The following is a 21,392-nucleotide window of genomic DNA, read 5'->3' on the forward strand; positions in this document are numbered from 1 at the left end:
ACAATACCTTAATTATGGTTAAATAGTAATAAAAAGTAATTCTCAATTTTTTAGGATAATGCTACGATTGGATTATTAGGAATAATGTTCCAAGGAGTGTTAGTGATGAATAATGAAAAAATATTGCTTGTTGATGATGAGAAGGCTTTAACAGAAATGCTTCGTGTTGTGCTAAAGAAAGAAGGTTTTCCGAATATTAAAATAGCTCATAACGTAAAAGACGCGTTTTCATATTGTAAGCAAGAACAGTTTGATTTAATTGTGTTAGATATCATGCTTCCAGATGGCTCTGGGTTTGATTTGTGTCCGCAAATTAGGCAGCTTACAAATGCCCCTATTTTATTTTTAACAGCCCGCCAGTCAGACCTTGATAAATTAACAGGATTTGCGATTGGAGGAGATGACTATATTACAAAACCATTTAATCCGCTTGAAGTTGTGGCTCGTATTAAAGCACAGCTAAGACGTCGTGGGTTAAATGAAGCAGAAGTTACACGTGAGCAAGAACAGTTTTCATTTGGAAACGTTATGCTCTGTGAACGAGCAGGAGAGCTTACAGTGAAAGGACAAAGAATAGAGTGTCCGGCTCAAGTTTTTCAGCTTCTTCTCTTTTTTTGTAAGCATCCAAACCAAGTGTTTAGCAAAGCGCAAATTTATGAGAAAGTATGGAACGAACGGATTATTGAAGGAGATGAAAATACGGTAATGGTTCATATTCGTCGTATTCGGGAGCGGATTGAGGAAAATCCAAGTAAGCCAAGACATTTAGTAACGGTAAGAGGGCTTGGATATAAACTTATGACAGAAGGAACTTTGTCATGAAATTAAAAGGAAGGTTTATTTTCCATTATGGGTGGCAATCGTTACTTTCTATGGTGCTCGTTCTTCTTGTTACTTTTGGTGCTTTTATGTTTCTTGGATTTGGTATGGGAGAGTATGAGATAAAACGAGATTTTGCTAGAGGTGGTCTTGAATACATGGGAGATCTTATGGATGAAGGAGAAGGAGAAGTAACATTCAGCCAAAAATATTTAGACGCTATTAAAGAACATGGAGGCTGGCTCCAAGTATTAGACAATAAAGGGCATGTAAAAGCATCTTTTTATACTCCTAGTGATGTTCCAACACGCTACAATCCAGCAGAACTTGCAGATAAATGGGAAAGAAGAACTGAGTCAAACTACGAACTTTTTCTTTATAGAGGAAGCAGTGAGAAGTATACGCTTCTTTACGGTGAAAAACCAAAAGCTGAGCAATGGATTGAAAAAGCTAAACAGGAGGGGGAAGTGGAAGAAGGCGAGTTGATACTTCCAGAACAGTTGAAAAAAGAGTTAAGAAAAAACGATGTCTCTCTTCAAGTGTTTAGCAAAGATGGGGGAGAAGAATTCTCTTTCAATAAAACTAAATATAGTAAAGATCAATATACTTTAGAAGATTTAACATCTAATGCAACATATGGTGCTAGATATGAGACAGACATTTCTTCTCGTTATGATAAAGAAACAGGGAAAACATGGGTCGTAAGTGTTCCTCGGAATATATCAATTCAATTTCCGTATAGTGATGCTCAATCACTTGAGGAATATTTTATAAACATTTTCATTTTTGTAGCGGTTATTATTTTAGTGATTTGGATCCTCTTTGCCCTTTGGTATTCAAGGCGTCTTACAAAACCAACCCTACATATGGTGGAATGGCTCCATAATTTAGCCTACGGTAAGTATGAAGAGCCCCTAACAAAACGCATGGAAAGCAAGGCTTTTAAGAAAAATGGAAAGTTAAAAAGGTCATATCGTCTTTTCCGGGAAGTCAACACCTCACTTGCCAACTTAACCGAAAAGCTTCGTTACAACAAAGAAATGCGCCTTCGGATTGACGAGATGCGAGAAGAATGGATTACAGGGCTATCTCACGATTTAAAAACTCCGCTTGCTTCGATTAACGGATATGCACAGCTTCTTGTAGCAGATGAGCAGTATAACTGGAGTAAGGAAGAGACCCAAAAGTTTGCCCGGACAATTTTACAAAAAGGAGCGTATATGTCTGAGCTTATTAATGATTTGAATTTAACATACAGACTTCAAAACGATCAAATCTCACTTGACTATGAACAGGTGGAATTGAATGAATTTGTAAGGCGCTGTGTCATTTCGTTTATTAATGATCCAAGTCATGGTCAGCACCTTCATTTTGAAAATTATCAAGAGTCTATTTATGTTTCTATTGATCAAGCTTTATTTCAGCGTGTGTTAGAAAACATTATTGCAAATGCCATTAAGCATAATGAGAAAGGTACAGATGTGTGGGTTTCTATTTTGGCTACAAAAGAGGATGTTTTCATTAGAGTGAAAGACAATGGCTCAGGAATGAGCGAAGAGACAAAAATTAACTTGTTTCAACGCTATTACCGGGGAACAAATACAGAAGAGCGGAGCTGTGGAACAGGTCTTGGGATGGCGATATCTAAACAAATTACACAATTACACGGTGCGGAAATTAATGTAGAAAGTGAAGTTGGGAAAGGAACGACAATTACAGTAAGTTTTACAAGTGTTCTTCATAAAGCATCTTAATTTAAAGGAGTGGAAAGTGTGCTTATTGAAGTATTAAAAGTAGGAGTGAATTTTTTAATCGAGTTTTTTTCGGGATATCTGCCTTTTTTATATTATATATGGTTTGTTGTTCTGTTTTTAATCTATTTTTCTCTCGGACTGATTATAAATTGCTTTTCAACCTTGAAATATAAAGGATGGGAGCTCATTGCTGGATTTAGTATTGGTATTGTTGTATATATTTCATTAGCAAAGTTTCTTTCCATAATTGTAGAAGATGCAATAAGAAAACCGAGCGCTGTTTCTTATTATTTTCTTGGCTTAATTATGCTAACAGGAAGCGTTATCGTTGAAACCTTATATCGTTGGGTTAGAGTCAAATCCAAAAGATCACTTGTTTCCTTTTGGATTTTACCATCTTTTATTATTCTTCTTTCAATCTTCTACTTTTCGATGAAGGACATAAGTGCTATTGCGACTGCTTCAACTTCCTTTATTGTAACGTTAAGTATTGTGACAACTGTCCTTATGATGGGTCTAATCATTTTATTAGAGAAAGAGGAAGTGGCTTAAGCCACTTCCTCTTTTATTGAGCACGTTTAAACGTTTCTTCTAAATGCTTACCCCATTTTAATGTGTTACCTTCTAACTCATACTTAACAGTACGTACCCCAGCTTCTGTTGAAAGCTGAAGTTCTGTTGCATTGACAATTTGATATTTACCAACTTTAACGCCTGAGCGAAGGAGCTGTCCACTTGGCGTTAGTTCCATCATTGTTCCACTTTGAGTGTTTTCCCATTTTCCTTTTATATCTCCTGCTGCTAGTGTGTGATGTGACATTGTTTCATATACAACAGGAGCAACCATTGTCCATGACAAAATAAACAGAGAGGCAGCAATTTTAACTACCATCTTTTTCACTTTTCTCACCTTCTATTCAAAGTATTAAAGGTAGTATGTGGAGAATATGACTTTTTTACTCATATTTTTATAAAAAAATCAACTTTCTCTGTTTATGTAACGTTATAGAAAATGACATAAAGAAATTTATTTTCTATTATATAAGTGAAAAAGAGAGGAGAGGGAACAAAAAGAGAATAAATATGTTAGAAGTTCTTACATAAAGGTGGAGAGAAAAGAGAGTTTCTTTTATTATAAAAACAAGATTAGATTGTCTCCTGAAGATGTATCTTATCTCTCAGTATACATACTGAGGTTCCCTACACCCAAATCCCCATCTTTTGTTATTTTGGGAAAACCCCACTTCTACTTGGAAAGAAGCGGGGTCTTTACTTATGTTCTTTGTTTTTCTGTCCGTTGTTCTAAACGCTTGAAAAAAGCTTGTTTAAAGAGCCATCTTAGAAATGGAGGCATAAGAAATAAAATAAATAAGATGCGAAACAGTTGAAAACTTGTTACAACAGCTAGTGATGCTTTAACTTCTTCTGCTACAACGGCCATTTCAGCCATTCCCCCAGGCGCAACACTTAAGAAAGCAGTTGTGATAGGAATGTCGTAAAATAAAAAAAGAAGCATTCCAGAAAGAAAAGAAAACAAAATAAGTGAAAAAGCTGTGCAAGTGGCAAAAAAACTAAAGCGAGCCTTATGTGTGAGTTTGTTTGGTTTTAAAATGAGTCCAAGATATGTACCCATTAAGAGTTGAGCTCCATCCGTAATAAAATCAGGGGGATGTGGAGCTGTCCCGCCTGCAATAACAAAAATACCAGTTATTAAAATTGGACCAAGTAGGAAGCGTGTGGGAAGTTTAAAGTATTTTCCGGCTATAGCACATAGCAAACCAATTAAAAGAATTCCTATGTATGTAAAGAGATCATGAAGCGAGAAAGTAGTTAAAATACTTTTCATTGGCGTTCGTTCTTGATTGCTAAAAAAAGAAGCCAAAAATGGCACTGTGAAAACAACGGCCATAAGCCTTGTTGCTTGAATAAACGTAACAACAGTTAAATCAATTCCCTTCAGCTCTTCCCCAAGCACAATCATTTGAGAAAGACCTCCAGGAATGCTGCCTGTTAAAGTACTCTTTAAATTAATATTTGTTACCTTTGAAACATAATAAGCAAGGATGCTGCTAAATACTAAAATAAGAATTGTTAGAAGAAGCATTGATGGAAGATAATGAACCATACGAAGCAGCGTCTCTTTTGTAAACGAGCGACCAAGCATATAGCCAATCAAAAGAAGCCCTACATTTCTCAATTGAACAGGCCAAAGAAGTGGAAAGGATGAAACTCGTGAGAAGACGAGCGTTGCTGTTAATGAGCCAAGCATCCAGGAAAGTGGAATGTGAAAAGATGAAAATATAGTACCTCCGACAACAGCAAGTATGAGTGTGATGAGTAAGCGAATGGGACTTGAATAAAATGACATGTGGAATATCCTTTCTCTATCAACGCTGCGCGTAATATTTGAAAATAAAGACTTCTCTTATTTCCCTAGTAAATCTCTTTTTTTCTTATTATAATATAACGCAATACGTATGAAATGTCAGAGCGGATATTTCCGTTCTTTTTTTCTTTCAGCAAAAAAGGAGTGAAAGAATTTGGAAAAACAAAAGCCAGAGTCATCAAATGATTCTTTCGCTTTTTTGGATCGTTTTTTTGAGCTATCTGCTCGAGGCACGACGGTGAAAAAAGAAATGTTGGCAGGTCTGACAACGTTTATGACTGTAAGTTATGTTATCGTTGTAATCCCCCTTATTTTATCAGAGACAGGAATGCCAAAAGAAGCAGCATTAGCAGCTACAATTTTTGCTATTGCCTTTAGTACTCTTCTTATGGCTCTTTGGGCGAACTTCCCGGTTGTTACAGGTCCTGGAATGGGGCTCAGCGCCTTTTTTACTTATTCTGTTGTAATTGGAGAAGGACTTTCGTGGGAAACAGCACTAGGAGCTGTTTTTATTTCAGGGGTCATTTTCTTCATCCTCACCGCAACAGGGATAAGAGGAAAAATTATCGATGCTATTCCTTCTGTGCTAAAATCTTCGATTACAGTTGGGATCGGGCTTTTTGTGGCCTTTATTGGATTAAAAAATGCCGGAATTATTGTAGGAGACGATTCTAACTTTGTTGGGTTAGGAAAGTTAGCAAGTCTAGGCCCTATTATTGCGCTAGTAGGAGTTTTGTTATCTGCTGTTTTTATGGCGCGTAAGATGAAAGGTGCTATTATATTAGGAATTATCTTAACAACGCTTCTTGCCATGATCACAGGTGTGCAAAGTCTTCCAACTCATGTAAGTGATGTGTTCACCATCCATCTACCGAGCGTTGCGCCGACTTTTATGAAGCTGGATATTGGAGCAGCATTTGCATATGGTATCTTTTCTATTGTGTTTTCATTCACAATTGTTGAACTTTTTGATACATTAGCAACACTCATCGGATTATCACGTAAAGCAGGGTTAGAAGATGAGAATGGAAAGATCCCTAATTTAAATCGGGCGTTAACAGCAGACTCTATCGGTACGATGGCAAGTGCTTTATTTGGAAGTACAGCTCTTAACACATATATTGAGAATGCGACAGGAATTACAGAAGGTGGCCGAACAGGATTAAAATCGTTAACAGTAGCTGTTTTATTTTTACTGACTCTGTTTTTAGCTCCTCTTATTCAGTTTATTCCAACTGTTGCAACAGCACCTCCGCTTATTATTATTGGAGCGCTTATGCTTAGTGATATTAAAAACGTTAATATGGAAGATTTTACAGAGCTTATTCCTGCATTTTTAACAATTGTTATGATGCCTCTTACGTTTAGTATTGCGGACGGACTTGCTTTTGGTTTTCTTTCTTATACATTTCTAAAATTATTAACAGGTCGTTATAGAGAAATTCATCCGTTTCTTTATATTATTTGTATCGCTTTTATGATTAACTTTTATATGATTGGCCACTGATGGAAAAAGACTAGGTCTTTTTCCATCTTTTTATTTTGTCCGTCAAATTCATTCTTTCAGGAAATCTGGAAAGGAGTTACAATAAACATGGGATATGTGAATAAGGGGAAATCAGGTGAAAAAGTGAAGAAAACAACGGTATATGCACTTCTTGTAGCAGTAATGGCAATGTGGGGATTAAATATTATTTGGCTCAAGCTTTTAGTGAATGAATTTGCGCCTGTCACAATGACCGCTTTCCGGATTTTTGTAGCAGGTGTGGCTGTCCTTCTTTTTCTTTCTGTAAAAGGAGTGGTGCGAAAACTCACGTTTAGAGAGTTTAGTTTTATTTGTGTTGTGAGCTTGTTCAATATTGTTGGTCATCACTACTTTTTATCGGTCGGTCTAACAAATACAACGGCTATGAATGGAGGACTAATTCTAGGCCTTGTTCCTATCTTGACAGCTATTGCATCTCTATTTTTGTTAAAAGTAAAGTTTAGCGTAATGAAGGTAGTTGGAATTCTTTTTGCATTTTTTGGAGTTAGTTTTGCCCTTGTAGCAGGGCATGGTAGGGCAATTAGTACATCGTACGGTGATGTGCAAATTTTTTTAGCCGCTGTATCCCAAGCCATCAGTTTTGTGCTTATTAAAAAAGCTTCAACGAACATTGATGCCCGTCTTATGACAGGATGGCTTATGATTGTTGGCTCAGCTGGTTTATTCTTTGTTAGCCTCGCTGTTGAGCCACAAGGATTAGCTACGATGAAAACAGACAACTATTTAATTTGGCTTGTTTTCATAGGCTCGGCACTTCTTGCCACAGCTTTTGGGCATATGACATACAATTATGCAATGCAGCACATTGGAGCGAGTGAATCTGCTGTATTTATTAATTTAAATCCATTTTTTGCGTTAATTTCGTCTTACCTTTTTCTTGGAGAATCGCTTTATATAGCACAATTTGTTGGGTTTTTGCTTATTGTTTTTGGCGTTTTAGCTGGAAGTGGAGCGGTTGAGCAATGGAGAAGAGCGAAGGTTACGTATAAGATGTAATCATAAAAAAAGCTAGGCATTGAATCAAAGGATTGAATGCCTAGCTTTTTTGTGTTAACTATAAGAAGAACATTTTCATAAATCTGAAGCTATAAATCTTAGTTAGCCTTTATTTTATGGGCTGTTTTCAGGAATTTAGAAAGAAGAAGATAATATTTATGAGTTTTTTTACTACGCCAAAGAGAGTAGTTCTAAATTTTACGCATTCATAAATATCATTCAATTCTTACTGTAGGTCTTCCTTTTTATTAAAAAGAAAACTATAAGGAGTTAGTATGTGCTCTCTTCTGTGTGTTTTTGTTGGAAAAGGGAATGATAGTAAGGGAGGAGGAGGAGAAGAATGATTAGTTCACATCCATATATCCATATTACAAAAAAGATTAAACATAATCGTCAAGAATATGAGGAGTTGGAATATCAGCTTGAACTTTACGAAGATAAAATTGTAGCAGGAGCGGAGCAGTTTGCTATTAAAGCAGTTCTTGATGTATCGTATCGGATTACAACAAAAAGCTATGGTTTTCTCTACTTACATACAACAAAAGGAGTGTTTTCTTACTTGGTAAAGGAAAATCCTCAGTTATTTATTAGGCACTGCAAAGAGAAACTTAACTGGTAAGAAAATAAGGTATTTAATAGAAAAAATCCTTGGAGAGGTCTCCAAGGATTTTTATTATGATAAAGCTTCAGTTAGTGGTGGAACGATTTGTTTCTTACGAGACACAACACCTTTTAGAAGAGCTTTGTCGTCAACAAGAGAAACGTCAAACGCTTTTTCAACTGCCTCTGTCTCTTTACCGATTGCAAGCGCCATTGAGTTGCTATTAAGAATATCTGTTACAACAAGAACAAAAAGATCTAGGCCTTTTTCTGCAATTGTTTCTAACATAGCATGTTTCAAGTCTTCTTGACGGACAAGAACATCGTTTGTGTCAACAGCATTGATTTGTGCTACTTCAACACGATACTCACCCATTTGGAATTCTTTGGCATCTAATGTGATAAGTTCTGCAATCGTTTTGTCGCTTAAGTCAGCTCCAGCTTTAAGCATAGCTAAGCCATACTCTTCTGCATCTACTTCAGCAATTGATGCAAGTTCTTTTGCTGCTTTTACATCTTCTTCAGTGCATGTTGGTGATTTGAATAAAAGAGAGTCTGAGATAATAGCTGAAAGCATTAAGCCAGCTGTATCTTTTTTAATTTCAACACCGTGTTCTTTATAAAGTTTGTTTAGAATTGTTGCCGTACAACCAACAGGTTCAGCACGATAGTAAAGCGGATCAGTTGTTTCAAAGTTTGCAATACGATGGTGGTCAATAACTTCTAAAACACGAACATCGTTAATATCTGATACACTTTGTTGACGTTCGTTATGGTCAACTAAGATTACGCTGTTTACTTCGTTTGCTACAGTCTCTACAAGACGAGGTGCTGAAGCGTTGAATTTGTCTAAAGCAAATTGAGTTTCTCCGTTTACCTCTCCTAAGCGAACAGGTTCAACGTCAAAGCCTAGAGCTGCTTTTAATTCAGCGTAAGCAATAGCTGAGCAAATTGTGTCTGTATCTGGGTTTTTATGACCGAAAATAAGAATCTTTTCCATAATTAATCTCCTTTTTCCTATATGTAAAATGAGTATACATACATACTATACCATCTCTCTTAGTTTGTAAAAAAGACTTAGGCAAAAATTATTCTTTTTTATTGACTGAGATGAAATAGAGCTTAACTATCATTTTTATTGTAGAGAAAAAGGAGATATACCTCTTTTTATTTGTTAGAATAAGGATAAAAAGTAAGCTAGATTAAAAATTCTAATGAAAGAGGGAAGCTGATTGGCAAACACTATTCTCTACATAGAAGACGATACAGAAATTGGTACTTTTACAAAAGCATTTTTGGAATCAAAAGGATTTGAAATCATTTGGTTAAAATCATCATATGATCACGAAAAATACTTAGAGAAAGTAGACTTGGTGTTGTTGGATATTATGATTCCCGGTTTGGATGGTTTTACGGTTGGACAGCGTATTAAAAAACGAAATGCTGAAACTCCTCTTTTGTTACAAACAGCTCGGACCTCAATTGAAGACAAGTTAAAAGGGTTAAATTTTGCGGATGATTATATTACTAAACCATTTCATCCTGAAGAACTTGCAGCCCGGATTGATATTCTTTTAAGGCGTTTTGATAAAGTAAGTGAAGACTGCATTGAAATTCATCATCTTAAAGTAAATATAAAAGAAAAGCGTATTATTAATATTGAGAAAGAGGAAGAGATTTTATTAACAGAAAAACAGCTTAAAATTTTCTTTTATTTGCTTCGTCATCCAAATCAAATTTTAACGAAAGAACAAATCTATGAAATGGTATGGGAAAGAACATTTATTGAAGGGGATAAAACGCTTATGGTTCATATAAGACATTTGCGTCAAAAAATTGAGAAGGACCCAAATAATCCTAAAATAGTGGAAACGATCCGAGGAATTGGGTATCGAATTAGACAATGAAGCTTTCTAAAAAATATCTACTTATTATTGTAGCATCAATCTTTTTCTTTCCAATTTCTTACCTTGGAGTCAATTTTATTTATTATTTCCTTCTTATGAATGTGGCAAGCAATAATATTGATATCCACTATGAGCCTCAGAAAGTTGAAGCAAAATGGAAAAATGATATAGAACATTTAGAGGGAAAAAGCGTAAAAGATATCTTATCATTTTTTAATAACTCAAAAGAATATGACGAAGCGCGAATTGTTTGGATTAGTACAGACGGAGACGTATATTTTGATTCTTCGCAAACGCCAAATTCAAAATGGTCTATTGCATATACAATTGAATTTATGGAGAAGGGAAGTAAAGGAAACAATCTTTTATTGAAAGAAGAGCTAGGCAATGGGACAAAAAATGGTTATGCAATGCTAGAAATTCCAGAGAAATATGTAGGCTCGAAGTGGAAAATCTTACGTGAAAAATATGTATATGTATGGTATTTGATGTTGTTATTTCTATGGGCTTTATTTATTTTTGTTTCATGGTTTTTCTTTTATGGAATTCAAAGACGTCTTATTTTTATCCAACGTCATATGGAGAAAGAAGGGAAAGATGGAATTCCAGAAAAGTTTAAAGTGAAAAATAAAGATGAGCTAGGTCAAGTGGAGCTTTCTTTTAATAAAATGGTAGAGAAATTAAAAGAAAGCCGGAGAAAAGAAATTCAAGAAGAAGAGCTGCGCAAGAAATTTATTTCAGACGTTTCTCATGATTTAAGAACACCACTTACGATTATAAGAGGACATACGTTTACCTTAAATGGGGAAAATTTATCTCCTCAAGGAAAACAGTCTGTTGAGATTATTAATAACAAGATTAGTTTTGTTGGGGATTTAATTGATAACTTATCTTCGTTTAATTTGTTAACAGCTCAAAAAATGCCTATGAATAGGAAAAAGGTAGATGTATTAAAAATTATTCGTTCGTCGCTAACAGCCTGGTATCCGATTTTTGAAAAAGAGGGATTTGAAGTTGATATCGGTCTAGAAAAAAGTTTAATTTGGAACATTGATGAAGTATGGATGAAGCGTATTTTAGATAACTTGTTTCAAAATATTATGAGACATGCGAGCAGTGGAAAATATGTATCTGTACGTATTGAAAGTGACGATAAACATGAGTACCTTATTGTAGAAGATAAAGGTCCTGGTTTACAGGCGAAGTCAGATCATAAAGGTTCAGGAATTGGTCTATCAATTGTGGAGATTATGGTAAAACAGATGGGATTAACACAAGAAATTTCAAGCGGGAAGAATGGTACTACTTTTAAAATTTATCAAAAAGAAGAATGAAGACTGCCTAAGAAGGCAGTCTTTTTTTATTGTAGTAAGAAAATATAATGAAATTTAAACGAAATTTAAACTGAAATCAACCCTTAATTTAAATTAGCGCGTCTATACTAAAAGTAACAAAAGGAAAGCGAAGGGAGAGAAAAGTTGATGGTTGATATTTTAAAAGCAGAACACATTAACGTTTCTTTAAAAGATAAACAAATTCTAAAAGACATTGATTTGTCATTTGAAAAAGGAAAGATTTATGGACTGTTAGGGCCCAATGGAGCAGGAAAAACAACATTGTTGAAAGTGTTGCTCGGTATATTTCCACCAACGTCAGGCGAGGTTTTGTTTAATGAATCTAACCTATACAAAAATCCAAAAAGAGACGTAAGAAATTCAATTGGGAGCATTATCGAATTCCCAGGATTTTATGATAATTTAACGCTGTATGAAAACATTGTTCTTCATTTAAAATACGTGAAAAAGAAATTATCTAAGCAGGAGATTTATTCGATTTTAAATACGGTAGGTCTTTACGAGCACAGAGATAAGCTTTTTTCTCAAACATCGCTTGGAATGAAGCAAAGGTTAGGCATTGCAAGAGCAATTGCTCATAATCCAAGTCTTTTATTACTTGATGAACCAACAAATGGACTTGATCCACAAGGAATTAAGGAAGTTAGAGAGATGTTGTTAAAAGAAGTGCGTGACAAAGGGGTAACAGCTATCGTATCAAGTCATCTTTTAAGTGAAATTAATCTTATGGCAGATGAACTCATTATTATGAACGATGGAGAGGTTATTTTCGAATCTCAGTTTATGAAAAATGATCAGGAAGTTTTCTTATATAAGATGCCTAAGCATATTTCATTCCATAAAGACATAGAAGAACAAATTACAAACTATAGAGTGACAAGCAATGGAGATACTCATGAGTTTATTGCAACCCTTCCACCTGATCAATTGCGAGACATATTAAAACAAAACGGCCATTCAGTAGAGGAAATAGAAGCTTACACGCTTTCTTTAGAAGATTTATATTTAAAACTTATAACAAAGGAGAAGAAAAATGAATTTATTAGTGCGTAATGAATTTATGAAATTAAAAAGATTAAAATCCATTTACTTTGTTTTTGTACTAAGTTTCTTCCCTTATATTGTAAATACAGTAGGGCTGTTTTTAAAGAAAACTCCATATGATGCTACCAAGTATTATATGTTTGTCTTTAATCAGTATGCCTTCTTATTACCAGCTATTGTGTTTATCTTTTCAGGGTTTTATTTTTATATCGAATATAAAAATAAAACGATGCTAAATTGGATGTCCTATCCGTTTAAAAATTTTCAGCTTATTTTTTCAAAGATTGTCGCTACGTTTATCGTTTTGTTTAGTATTTCCATTGTGAATCATGTTTTCCATCTGGCAACATTATGGATCGTCTTTCAAAATGAACAAAGTTTTAGTGACGTATTATCAATGTTTCTAACTTCTGTTTTGTTTACAGTCTTGAGTTTATGCGTTATTCCGATTGCCGCTTTACTTGCGTCTATCACCAAAAATATCATGGTTGTTTCAATTGCAGGAGTTTTATCTTTCTTCGTAATGACGATTCTTCTAGCTGGAAATGTTTCAATACTGTTCCCATTCTCCTTTATTTATCGTATTAGTATGCAAACATTTGATTATGAAATGGGGTATAGTGATTTTGCCCTTCAGGCTGGAGGATCTGCTATCTTTGCTGCTTATATTTTGGCCGCTCTTATCGGTTTATATGTTTATTCAAAGAAAACGAGAAGTTATTAAAAGGAGGAATTTGTAATGGAACAATTGTTTTTTATCATAGCCATTGCATCACTTGGAATAGCAGCGGTTATTTTTATCGGAAAGATATTAACAGAAGGTTTAGGAGGTTCCACTTTTAAAGTCTCTCAAAAGTCTGTAAAAGTAATGCTCAGCTTCTTTGCTTTATATGTTGTTACATTTGCCGTTTATATGTTTATTAGTAATTAGAAACTTTCCGGGCTACTTACCGTTTAGAAGAGGGATGGTGCAAAATGAAGCATTTCACTAAAAATAGTTTGCAAGAATGGGGAGCTGTAATATTCCCGTTCTTGCTTATGAATATCTTTATTTATATTCTCTTTAAAGATATATTAACGATTCAGAACTGTATGCTGCTCGTATTGATGGGAACCATCCTTCTTATATGGTATTTGGTTATGATTGGAAGGAAAGTGAAAAAAGTTGAAACGTTGTTCAAGGAAGAATCAAAGTATGGAAAGAGTTTGTTTGGCTTTCTAGAGAAAGGTTACAAAGAAAACAATATGAAGAATTTGATGCACATTCTTAAAAATGAAATTTCGAACGTATTGAACATTCAAAATGTGTATGTGTGTCGTTACTGTCAAGAAGAGAAAGTGTTTAAGACAGAAGGTGATGTGATAGCAGACTTGGAGCATATTGACCTAGCAGATACCTATTTTGAAGTTGGAAAACTAGAGAATATTCCCACTGGCTATCTTCTTTTAGTAGGGAAATATCGCTCTTTGTCTCTTTTCATTTACTTGAAGCACGGCGAAAAGAAGATTGAACTGAGCTATTATGATGTAGGTTGGCTAAACCGAATGGCTCTTTATACATGTATGACATTACAAACATTTATGCTTACAAAAGATTTTGTTAAAGAAATTGAAGGATACGAGTTAAGAGCTAATCATTCTCCCTTTTTAAGCAAGCTCGTTTTCTTTCTATCTGAAAATGAACGAATTAAACTTTCACAAGATATCCACGATACTATTCTTCAAGAGCTGATTTTTATGGTTAGAGAATTAGAAAAAGATTCTCCCACACAGCATCAAATACAGAAAATAAGAGGAAAGCTACTCGAAAATATCCAACAAATAAGGGAAACTTGTTATGAACTTCGCCCCCCTTTTTTACTAGAGATGGGCCTTATAGGCAGTATTCAAAATCTCGTCGCTAAGCATCAAGAAAAAGGAAATTGTTCAATTGAATTTCTCCATAACTTAGCAGGTGAAGAACAAATCAGTGAAGAGATAACGGTAAATCTTTACCGAATTGCTCAAGAGTTACTAAACAATGCAAGAAAGCATTCGCAAGCTAAGTTTATTGTTTTATCACTTTATAAAAAAGGCTCAACTCTTTTATTTTTATATGAGGACGACGGAATAGGAATGGATATGAGTGAACATAAAGGCGAAAGAGAGCACTTTGGGATTAAAACGATTAGAGAGCGTACTCATAGTCTAAATGGGAAATTTGACCTCTCTTCTAGTATTGGAGAAGGCATGTTGATTAAAGTTGAATTAAGCATACAAAGAAACACCAAAACAATAGTGGAGGACCTTATTTATGATAAAGATACTGTTAGTTGATGATCATATAGGCGTTGCTCAAGGTACAAAAGCTATTTTAGAAAAAAAGGGTGAGATGGAAGTAGATATTTTAGGTGACAGTAAAGATACGTTTACAGCCATCGAAGAATGCTGCTATGATATTCTACTTATTGATTTGTATATGCCAACTTTAAACGGCTTAGAGCTTTCAAAACAAATTTTGGACAAGTATCCAAACGAAAAAATCTTAATTTATACAGGCTTCGATATTGGAACCCATTTTAACCTTCTTGTTGAAGCTGGGGTTGTGGGGTTTATCAGTAAGTCTGCTCCAGAGGAAAAGATTATAGCTTCTATTCAGTTAGCTTTACAAGGTGAAACGGTCATTCCTACTGAACTGTTTCGCCAACTTCGAAGAACTGAAGTTTCATCTGCACAAGGTACAGAGCCAATAAAAGAGCCTTTAATAAGAGATCTTACGCTAAATGAACGAGAGCAATATATTTTATCAGGAGTAGCAGAGGGGCTAACAAATCGAGAGTTATCTTCAGAGTTGTTAATTAGTCAGCGTGCAGTAGAATATATTCTTACAGGGATTTTTAAAAAACTCGGTGTTAAATCCCGTACCGAAGCTCTTATAAAAGCAACAAAACATTCATTAATTACTGTTAAAAGTTTGTGAAGTACAAAGGACAAGCGGGAAATATAAAAGAGCAAGAACTCTTAATAGGGTTCCTGCTCTTTTTTTATATTTGCGCTACCGAACAGCAGTATGCAGATTATTGCAATCTATCATTGTAAAGACCGCAAAAAGAATGCGGTTTTCCGAATGAAACCTTTCGCTGAATTTTGAGAAAATTTGTATTAATATAAAAATATAGAAATTGATGGTAAAAGAAATGGGATTAAAACCCATTAATTTCTAAATTATTAGGAGGTGGCAAATATGGAAGAAAGACTTTATGGATTTGCTGGAAAGTTAGAAGAGGAGTTAGAAGAAATCGCGCTTAAAGAAATTAGCGGTGGAGCAGAACAAAGAGGCATTTCACAAGGTAACGATGGACACCAGTGTACAATTACTTGGGAATGCAGTATTTGTCCTACTCACACGTGCTGGTGCTAGTAACTCCTAAGATGGCCGTTTTTAAACGATAGTAGTTTTGTAAACGGGTAGCTACATAAAACACTATAGCGTTTAAATATGGTCAGTGTACTTCTATATTTAAAAGAGGGGTATGCCAGTACCTCTCTTTCCAAACATAAGGAGTGAGCGAAATGAATAACTTAACCAACATCTTAATGAGTAAAGAGAAAAAAGTCAATAAAAACGATATAAATGAAGATGCTTTTTTTGAACGAAATATTGCTCTTGTGTACAAAAATGATCTTCATTTAGCAAATGAAAGCATTTCTCATATACTTTCAGTGGACTCATTAGATCAAATGAAAAAACTTTACAAAACAGAAACTTCTAAATCCGACTTTAAACTAAGCGTATTTAAAAATGTTGCTGAAGGAATATCCAAACAAAAAATTGACTCTTCCCAAATTGATAAAAGAGTGATGTTTCATGCTTTTTCTTTAAAAATCGCGTCTTATTTTATTAATCTTATAAAAATGTCTCCCCAATATTTATTACATACGTCACATATTCTAGAAGAAACTATTTTTCTAGATGACATAGAAAAGCAGTTTCAACAACATATTTTAAAAGTGTGCTACCGAACGCTTGTTTTTGATTTGAATCTTCAAAGGGAAAAGGAAAATCTTGTTGGTGAGACTAAGAAGGAGAAATACGAGCACTATAATGATGTCTTATTAACAGATAGCACATACGTTTATCACTTCTTTACAGTATACCCAAGTTTGCTAAGAATTATAGCTAATGAAATAAGAAAAGTGAAAAAATTTATAGGGGAATTTCTTAAGCGTTATAGCAGTGATTATAAACTCATTACAAATAAATTTTTTTCATCATTACAAAGCAATAAAATTATGACATTTGAGCTAGGACTCGGGGATTCGCATTCAGATGGTCGCAAAGTAGCGAAAGTTTCTGTTGAGCAAGGAACGATAATCTACAAGCCACGAAATATGAAAGTTGATTGCTTATATAATGAGCTTGTTGCTTTCTTAGATGGAGAGATAAAAGATAAGTCTTATACAATTAAAACGCCGCTAGTTTTAGCGAGAGAGAACTATGGCTGGGCTGAATATATCAATTTTGAAGAATGTAAGAGGAGCATAGATATTCATGCTTTTTACCAAAACTTAGGTAACCAAATTGCGCTTTTATATGCTTTGAATGCTGTTGACTTTCATTCCGAAAATTTAATTGCGCATGGCTCTCAGCCTGTGCTTATCGATCTTGAATCTTTATTTCATGTTCCATATGAAAGGGAAGTGAAGGAAGATGCCTATTTTAAAGCTCAGCAAAAATTGAATACATCTGTTCGTTCTCTTGGTCTTCTTCCTTTCTTTTTTGGAGGGAAGAATGTAGACATTAGCGGAATTGGAAGAAGGGGAAAAGTGAAATCTGTAATGAAAGTTCCTCAAATTGTTAATCAATACTCAGATGATATGAAGATTGAACGGAACTTCATTGAAATGAATCCTTCTATGAATCATCCTGTTTTAAAAGGAAAGCAAATTTACGCAAAAGACTATGTAGAAGATTTAAAAGCAGGCTTTAAACAAATGTTTCTAAAAATCAAGGAACATGCTAATAAGCTCATAGAGATTATTGAAAAATTGGAAGCAGACACTTATATCCGATTTATCGCACGACCAACGGTAAAATATAGTTCTCTTTTAGAGCTAAGCTTTCATCCGCGTTTTTTACACAATTCAATTGATCGCGAAGCTTTTCTTGCAAAACTATGGGAAGAGTCAAAAGATAGCGATGAATATGTTCCACTTATCAAACATGAGCATAATGATTTAATGAACAATGATATTCCTTATTTTAAGGTAGGACTAAACTCTACAAATCTTCTTAGTTCACGAGGAAAAAGGATTCCTTCCTATTTTAAGGAAACACCTAGTAACCTTGTGAAACGTAAGATAGGACATTTGAGTGATGAAGATTTAAGGTTTCAATTAAATATTATTGAGTTATCAATGCTCGCTTCAGAGGATGATCGTCAAGAAGTTATTAAACACTTTGTTTCAAAGGATCCCTCACAATACGAAGGAGAAAAGGACCATAAAGCTTATTTAATTCATAAAGCGGAAGAGTTAGCTATGCGTATTACTAAGGAAGCTTATCAAGGAATAGAGGATGGAAAAAGAACGTATAGCTGGATGAATACAACACCAGTAGGAGTCGATGAAATTCAGTGGAATGTTTCGGTGATGGGTGACATGCTCTATGAAGGCTTATCAGGGATGGCCCTGATGTATATGGCTTTATTTCAGGCTACTCATAATGAAAACTACCTAGATATAGCAGAAGACATTATGAAAGATATTATGTCAAGGTTTGAAAATATTGAGTCTGGTTTACCTAACGAAACAGAAATATCAATTGGGGCTTTTTCAGGCATTACTTCTATTGTTTATACTCTTCTTAACTTTTACGCGCTTACAAAAAAAGAACAGTACAAAACATGTGCCAAAATGATAACGAAGGTCATTCCAGAACTAGTGGAGAAAGATAAAGATTTGGATCTTATCAGTGGAACCGCTGGAGCGTTAGTTGTTCTCATCCGCTATTATGAAATGACCGGCGACAACGAGACGTTGCTTTTAGCCCGGAAATGTTCAAATCATCTTTTGAGTCAAGCTATTAAAACAGAACAAGGACTGACTTGGAAAGGGGTAGCTGGAATTCCCCTCACAGGGTTTTCTCATGGAAACGCTGGTATTATTTTTGCACTTCATCTCTTCTATCAGCACTGCCCTGAGAAAGAAGTAGAAGAGGGGATTAAAGAAGGATTGAAATTTGAAAACAGTTATTGTGTTAACGGAAATTGGATAGATCTTAGAAAACCTCAGGAAGAAGCAGCATCTTCTGCGTGGTGTCATGGAGCACCAGGAATCCTACTTAGCAGAATTGAATTAAGTAACTCTTCAATCCCACAGGTAGCAGAGCAAGCTCAAGCTGATATGGATAAGGCCTTAGGTAAAATTTTTGTAGATGGATTCGGGAGAGAGCAAAGCTTATGTCATGGAGATGTTGGGAATTCAATGATTTTACTAGACTACGGCCGAAAAATGAAAGATGAAAAGATGATTCAGATTTCTCGAAACTTGTTAGCAGAAAGTATTATGAGCAAAGAAAACGGTGCTTACCAATGTGGAATTGGAAAAACTGCAGAAACACCAAATCTAATGGTAGGTTTTGCTGGCATGGTATATGGCATGATTTATGCCTATCATGATAAACTACCGAACCTTTTAACTTTGGAAGTTAACCTACCTTCTTAAAGAGGGGAAAGCAAAATGACAAAACGAAAAAGAAAGCTTCCTGTTATTCTTCAAACAAATAAATATGATTGTGGAATTACCTGTTTAGCCATTGTAATGAGCGGTGAAGAGAAACTTAGATTAAACCCTAAAATTTTTAGAGGTGGAAGAGATTTTATTGGACGTGAAGGAACAAATTTATTCTTTTTAAAGGAGACCGCTGTAAAATACGGCTATACCTTTAAGGCTTATCGAACAACTCAGCTTGAGAACTTAGCTCATCTTGTTAAAGATTTCCCTGTTATCCTGCACTGGAATCATAATCATTTTGTTGTTCTCGAAAAAATGGACAACGAAAAAGCATTGATCATTGATCCTGACTCAGGTCGCAGGGATATTCCTTTAGATGAATTTCAGGAAGCTTATAGCGGGGTTGCTATTCATGTTAAAAAGGATGTCCAATCTAAAGGAGAATCTCTTTCCTCTGTAAAAGAACAACATTCATTTATGAAAATTGGAAAATACCTTTTTAACAACAAAAAGTTAATTTCTTATATTATCCTACTCTCTTTTATTTTCCAAATCTTAAACTTAGCAACGCCCTTTTTGACTCAGTATATTGTAGATTCATTTTTAGAAGGGAAAGCAGAGTCCATCTCCCTTAATATGCTTTCACTATTCATTATTTTATCTGTTGTATTGTTCTTTATCCTTTCATTTGTAAGGATGCTGTTTATTATTAAGCTGCAAGTTTATCTTAATAAAAATATGACAAATCATTTTATTCAAAAGATTGTCTCACTGCCATTAAAGTTCTTTGAAGTCAATTCAGTTGGAGATATTGCAACGCGAATTAATAACATCTCTGTGATTAGAGAGGTCATCTCAAGACTTGCTTCTACCTTAATCCTAGATATTAGTCTTCTTATTGTATTTTGTTTTGTGATGTTGTTTTATTCACCGGTTTTATCTGTCATTGTATTTGCTGGAGCCTTTGTTCAAGTGCTTAGTACAAAGTATCTTTTACCAAAAATAGAAACGTACACAAAACAAGAAGTAAATAGCCAGGCACATTTCCAAACGCAGCTTGTAGAAGTATTAAGATCTATGACATTTATTAAAACAATTGGTAATACAGATACAATTGAAGAAGGAATGAAATCTTCGTTTAATCATCAACTGAATCATTTCTCAGGCAGAATGCATTATTCGTCTTTGTTAGGAGCAATTTCAAATTCGGTTAATTTATCTCTACCTCTTCTTGTACTAACGGTGGGAGTATGGTGGCAAGGGCAGTCTGCCTTAACAATTGGGGCTATTGTAGCTTTTTCTAGTATTGCTAGTAGATTTATGACGCCGCTTGGCTCTATTATCGGTAGTTTAGAGTCTATTAAAATGGTGGAAGAAATGGTCGATCGAGTAGAGTCTGTGTTGCAGGAAGATGATGAACAGCTTAATCAAGATCAACCTTATACGTTTAATGCTAAGCAAGATTCCATTACTATTCGAGACTTAGCATTTGGCTACACAAAAGAAAGTTATATTTTTGAAAAAGCTCATATGGAAATTCATCCAGGAGAAAAGATGATGATTGTCGGTAAAACAGGAAGTGGAAAATCAACCCTTCTAAAAGTCATCTCAGGCTTATATGAACCAACAGATGGTGAAATTCACTATGGAAATCAAGAAAGAACAAAAATTAACTTGATGAAACTGCGTGAAACGATGGGTTTTATTGTTCAAGATATTAATTTATTTAACGATACCATTTTAAATAATATCAAATATTTCAGTGAAACCGTGTCTGATGAATCAGCCGTTGAGGCTGCCAAACAAGCCTGTATTCATGATGATATTATGAAAATGCCAATGGGGTATCACACCGTTATTGGAGAAAATGGCATTAGTTTGTCAGGAGGTCAAAGACAGAGAATTGCTATTGCGAGAGTATTAGCAAAACAGCCTCAGATCTTACTTATTGATGAAGGGACAAGCAACTTAGATAAGGAAACTGAAACAAAAGTCTTGCAAAATATTTATAATAAACAAATTACCGTAGTTGCTATTACACACCGAACAGACTGGCTTCAGCATGCTGACTCTATTTATGAGATTAAGGAAGGAAAAGTAACTCTTGTGAAGCAGAAAAATAAACAATATTTAGTGAGCGGAGATTAAAACACCACTTGAAAGGAGGTGAAACCAAATGAAAAAGAACGTTAAAGCAATTGAAGAAGTATCAGAGCAAGAGTTAAAGGAATTAGCGGGTGGAGCAGAAGAAAGAGCAATTTGGACAGTCAC

General features: G+C 34.8%; 20 protein-coding genes. 17 read left to right on the plus strand and 3 right to left on the minus strand.

Features of this window, described 5'->3' with window-relative positions:
* Positions 1–105: 105 nt before the first annotated feature.
* Genes BM012_RS15125 through BM012_RS15135 form a run of 3 tightly spaced genes read left to right on the plus strand, consistent with a single transcriptional unit; the run spans position 106 to position 3,125 of the window.
* Positions 106–822: a response regulator transcription factor gene (locus tag BM012_RS15125; protein ID WP_061803376.1), complete on the plus strand. Its 717-nt coding sequence runs from the start codon at positions 106–108 to the stop codon at positions 820–822.
* Positions 819–2,573 carry a sensor histidine kinase gene (locus tag BM012_RS15130; protein WP_061803377.1) on the plus strand — a complete coding sequence of 585 codons (1,755 nt, stop codon included), beginning with the start codon at positions 819–821 and terminating at the stop codon, positions 2,571–2,573. The genes BM012_RS15125 and BM012_RS15130 overlap by 4 nt, the downstream gene beginning before the upstream one ends.
* Before the next feature lie 18 nt (positions 2,574–2,591).
* Positions 2,592–3,125, plus strand: a complete 534-nt coding sequence (locus BM012_RS15135; RefSeq protein ID WP_061803378.1) for a DUF5823 family protein — start codon at positions 2,592–2,594, stop codon at positions 3,123–3,125.
* Positions 3,126–3,138: 13 nt separating this feature from the next.
* On the opposite strand, the gene BM012_RS15140 is transcribed toward BM012_RS15135, so the two are convergent.
* Together BM012_RS15140 and BM012_RS15145 are read right to left on the minus strand one after the other, a co-directional pair.
* Positions 3,139–3,474: a hypothetical protein gene (locus BM012_RS15140; protein ID WP_061803379.1), complete on the minus strand. Its 336-nt coding sequence runs from the start codon at positions 3,472–3,474 to the stop codon at positions 3,139–3,141.
* A gap of 372 nt (positions 3,475–3,846) precedes the next feature.
* Positions 3,847–4,941, minus strand: coding sequence for an AbrB family transcriptional regulator (locus BM012_RS15145; RefSeq protein ID WP_061803380.1), 1,095 nt, complete (start codon positions 4,939–4,941; stop codon positions 3,847–3,849).
* A gap of 172 nt (positions 4,942–5,113) precedes the next feature.
* Between BM012_RS15145 and BM012_RS15150 the strand changes: the two genes are divergently transcribed.
* The 3 genes from BM012_RS15150 to BM012_RS15160 all read left to right on the plus strand — a co-directional run bounded on the left by BM012_RS15150 (position 5,114) and on the right by BM012_RS15160 (position 8,120).
* On the plus strand, positions 5,114–6,466 hold the full coding sequence (locus tag BM012_RS15150; RefSeq protein ID WP_061803381.1) for an NCS2 family permease: 1,353 nt from the start codon (positions 5,114–5,116) through the stop codon (positions 6,464–6,466).
* An 87-nt stretch (positions 6,467–6,553) separates the two neighbouring features.
* On the plus strand, positions 6,554–7,501 hold the full coding sequence (locus tag BM012_RS15155) for a DMT family transporter (protein WP_206765086.1): 948 nt from the start codon (positions 6,554–6,556) through the stop codon (positions 7,499–7,501).
* A gap of 340 nt (positions 7,502–7,841) precedes the next feature.
* Positions 7,842–8,120 carry a hypothetical protein gene (locus BM012_RS15160; protein WP_019393721.1) on the plus strand — a complete coding sequence of 93 codons (279 nt, stop codon included), beginning with the start codon at positions 7,842–7,844 and terminating at the stop codon, positions 8,118–8,120.
* A gap of 54 nt (positions 8,121–8,174) precedes the next feature.
* Here BM012_RS15160 and BM012_RS15165 read toward each other — a convergent pair whose 3' ends face one another.
* Entirely contained in the window at positions 8,175–9,101 is a 927-nt protein-coding gene (locus tag BM012_RS15165; protein ID WP_061803382.1) for a manganese-dependent inorganic pyrophosphatase, read from the minus strand.
* Positions 9,102–9,333: 232 nt separating this feature from the next.
* On the opposite strand from BM012_RS15165, the gene BM012_RS15170 reads away from it, so the two are divergent.
* The 11 genes from BM012_RS15170 to BM012_RS27245 all read left to right on the plus strand — a co-directional run.
* Complete coding sequence (locus tag BM012_RS15170) at positions 9,334–10,008, plus strand: response regulator transcription factor (RefSeq protein ID WP_061803383.1); 675 nt, start codon at positions 9,334–9,336, stop codon at positions 10,006–10,008.
* Positions 10,005–11,342, plus strand: coding sequence for a HAMP domain-containing sensor histidine kinase (locus BM012_RS15175; RefSeq protein WP_061803384.1), 1,338 nt, complete (start codon positions 10,005–10,007; stop codon positions 11,340–11,342). The genes BM012_RS15170 and BM012_RS15175 overlap by 4 nt, the downstream gene beginning before the upstream one ends.
* A gap of 147 nt (positions 11,343–11,489) precedes the next feature.
* Positions 11,490–12,416 carry an ABC transporter ATP-binding protein gene (locus BM012_RS15180; protein ID WP_061803385.1) on the plus strand — a complete coding sequence of 309 codons (927 nt, stop codon included), beginning with the start codon at positions 11,490–11,492 and terminating at the stop codon, positions 12,414–12,416.
* Positions 12,397–13,131, plus strand: coding sequence for an ABC transporter permease (locus BM012_RS15185; protein WP_061803386.1), 735 nt, complete (start codon positions 12,397–12,399; stop codon positions 13,129–13,131). The genes BM012_RS15180 and BM012_RS15185 overlap by 20 nt, the downstream gene beginning before the upstream one ends.
* A 15-nt stretch (positions 13,132–13,146) precedes the next feature.
* The gene (locus BM012_RS15190; RefSeq protein ID WP_019393715.1) at positions 13,147–13,338 is read left to right on the plus strand and encodes a hypothetical protein; all 192 of its coding nucleotides are present in this window, start codon (positions 13,147–13,149) and stop codon (positions 13,336–13,338) included.
* A gap of 44 nt (positions 13,339–13,382) precedes the next feature.
* Positions 13,383–14,723, plus strand: a complete 1,341-nt coding sequence (locus BM012_RS15195) for a sensor histidine kinase (RefSeq protein ID WP_061803387.1) — start codon at positions 13,383–13,385, stop codon at positions 14,721–14,723.
* On the plus strand, positions 14,701–15,366 hold the full coding sequence (locus BM012_RS15200) for a response regulator (RefSeq protein WP_061803388.1): 666 nt from the start codon (positions 14,701–14,703) through the stop codon (positions 15,364–15,366). The genes BM012_RS15195 and BM012_RS15200 overlap by 23 nt, the downstream gene beginning before the upstream one ends.
* 264 nt (positions 15,367–15,630) lie before the next feature.
* Complete coding sequence (locus BM012_RS26100; RefSeq protein WP_074842839.1) at positions 15,631–15,807, plus strand: hypothetical protein; 177 nt, start codon at positions 15,631–15,633, stop codon at positions 15,805–15,807.
* Between the two features lie 152 nt (positions 15,808–15,959).
* Positions 15,960–19,112 (plus strand): type 2 lanthipeptide synthetase LanM family protein, encoded by a 3,153-nt coding sequence (locus BM012_RS15210; protein ID WP_061803389.1) that lies wholly within the window; start codon positions 15,960–15,962, stop codon positions 19,110–19,112.
* Positions 19,113–19,127: 15 nt separating this feature from the next.
* Complete coding sequence (locus BM012_RS15215) at positions 19,128–21,269, plus strand: peptidase domain-containing ABC transporter (protein WP_061803390.1); 2,142 nt, start codon at positions 19,128–19,130, stop codon at positions 21,267–21,269.
* 28 nt (positions 21,270–21,297) lie between these two features.
* Positions 21,298–21,392: type A2 lanthipeptide (locus BM012_RS27245; RefSeq protein WP_139210346.1), on the plus strand; the 95-nt coding region annotated here is incomplete at its 3' end.

This window comes from Priestia endophytica DSM 13796, assembly GCF_900115845.1.
Taxonomy (GTDB): Bacteria; Bacillota; Bacilli; order Bacillales; family Bacillaceae_H; genus Bacillus_I; species Bacillus_I endophytica.

What these genes read in the sequence shown, in the direction of transcription:
- BM012_RS15210 (WP_061803389.1), top strand. Translation starts at nt 15,960, where the DNA reads ATGAATAACTTAACCAACATCTTAATGAGTAAAGAGAAAAAAGTCAAT.
- BM012_RS15155 (WP_206765086.1), top strand. Translation starts at nt 6,554, where the DNA reads ATGGGATATGTGAATAAGGGGAAATCAGGTGAAAAAGTGAAGAAAACA.
- BM012_RS15130 (WP_061803377.1), top strand. Translation starts at nt 819, where the DNA reads ATGAAATTAAAAGGAAGGTTTATTTTCCATTATGGGTGGCAATCGTTA.
- BM012_RS15190 (WP_019393715.1), top strand. Translation starts at nt 13,147, where the DNA reads ATGGAACAATTGTTTTTTATCATAGCCATTGCATCACTTGGAATAGCA.
- BM012_RS15185 (WP_061803386.1), top strand. Translation starts at nt 12,397, where the DNA reads ATGAATTTATTAGTGCGTAATGAATTTATGAAATTAAAAAGATTAAAA.
- BM012_RS15200 (WP_061803388.1), top strand. Translation starts at nt 14,701, where the DNA reads ATGATAAAGATACTGTTAGTTGATGATCATATAGGCGTTGCTCAAGGT.
- BM012_RS15175 (WP_061803384.1), top strand. Translation starts at nt 10,005, where the DNA reads ATGAAGCTTTCTAAAAAATATCTACTTATTATTGTAGCATCAATCTTT.
- BM012_RS15180 (WP_061803385.1), top strand. Translation starts at nt 11,490, where the DNA reads ATGGTTGATATTTTAAAAGCAGAACACATTAACGTTTCTTTAAAAGAT.
- BM012_RS15165 (WP_061803382.1), bottom strand. Translation starts at nt 9,101, where the DNA reads ATGGAAAAGATTCTTATTTTCGGTCATAAAAACCCAGATACAGACACA.
- BM012_RS15215 (WP_061803390.1), top strand. Translation starts at nt 19,128, where the DNA reads ATGACAAAACGAAAAAGAAAGCTTCCTGTTATTCTTCAAACAAATAAA.
- BM012_RS15195 (WP_061803387.1), top strand. Translation starts at nt 13,383, where the DNA reads ATGAAGCATTTCACTAAAAATAGTTTGCAAGAATGGGGAGCTGTAATA.
- BM012_RS26100 (WP_074842839.1), top strand. Translation starts at nt 15,631, where the DNA reads ATGGAAGAAAGACTTTATGGATTTGCTGGAAAGTTAGAAGAGGAGTTA.
- BM012_RS15160 (WP_019393721.1), top strand. Translation starts at nt 7,842, where the DNA reads ATGATTAGTTCACATCCATATATCCATATTACAAAAAAGATTAAACAT.
- BM012_RS15125 (WP_061803376.1), top strand. Translation starts at nt 106, where the DNA reads ATGAATAATGAAAAAATATTGCTTGTTGATGATGAGAAGGCTTTAACA.
- BM012_RS15145 (WP_061803380.1), bottom strand. Translation starts at nt 4,941, where the DNA reads ATGTCATTTTATTCAAGTCCCATTCGCTTACTCATCACACTCATACTT.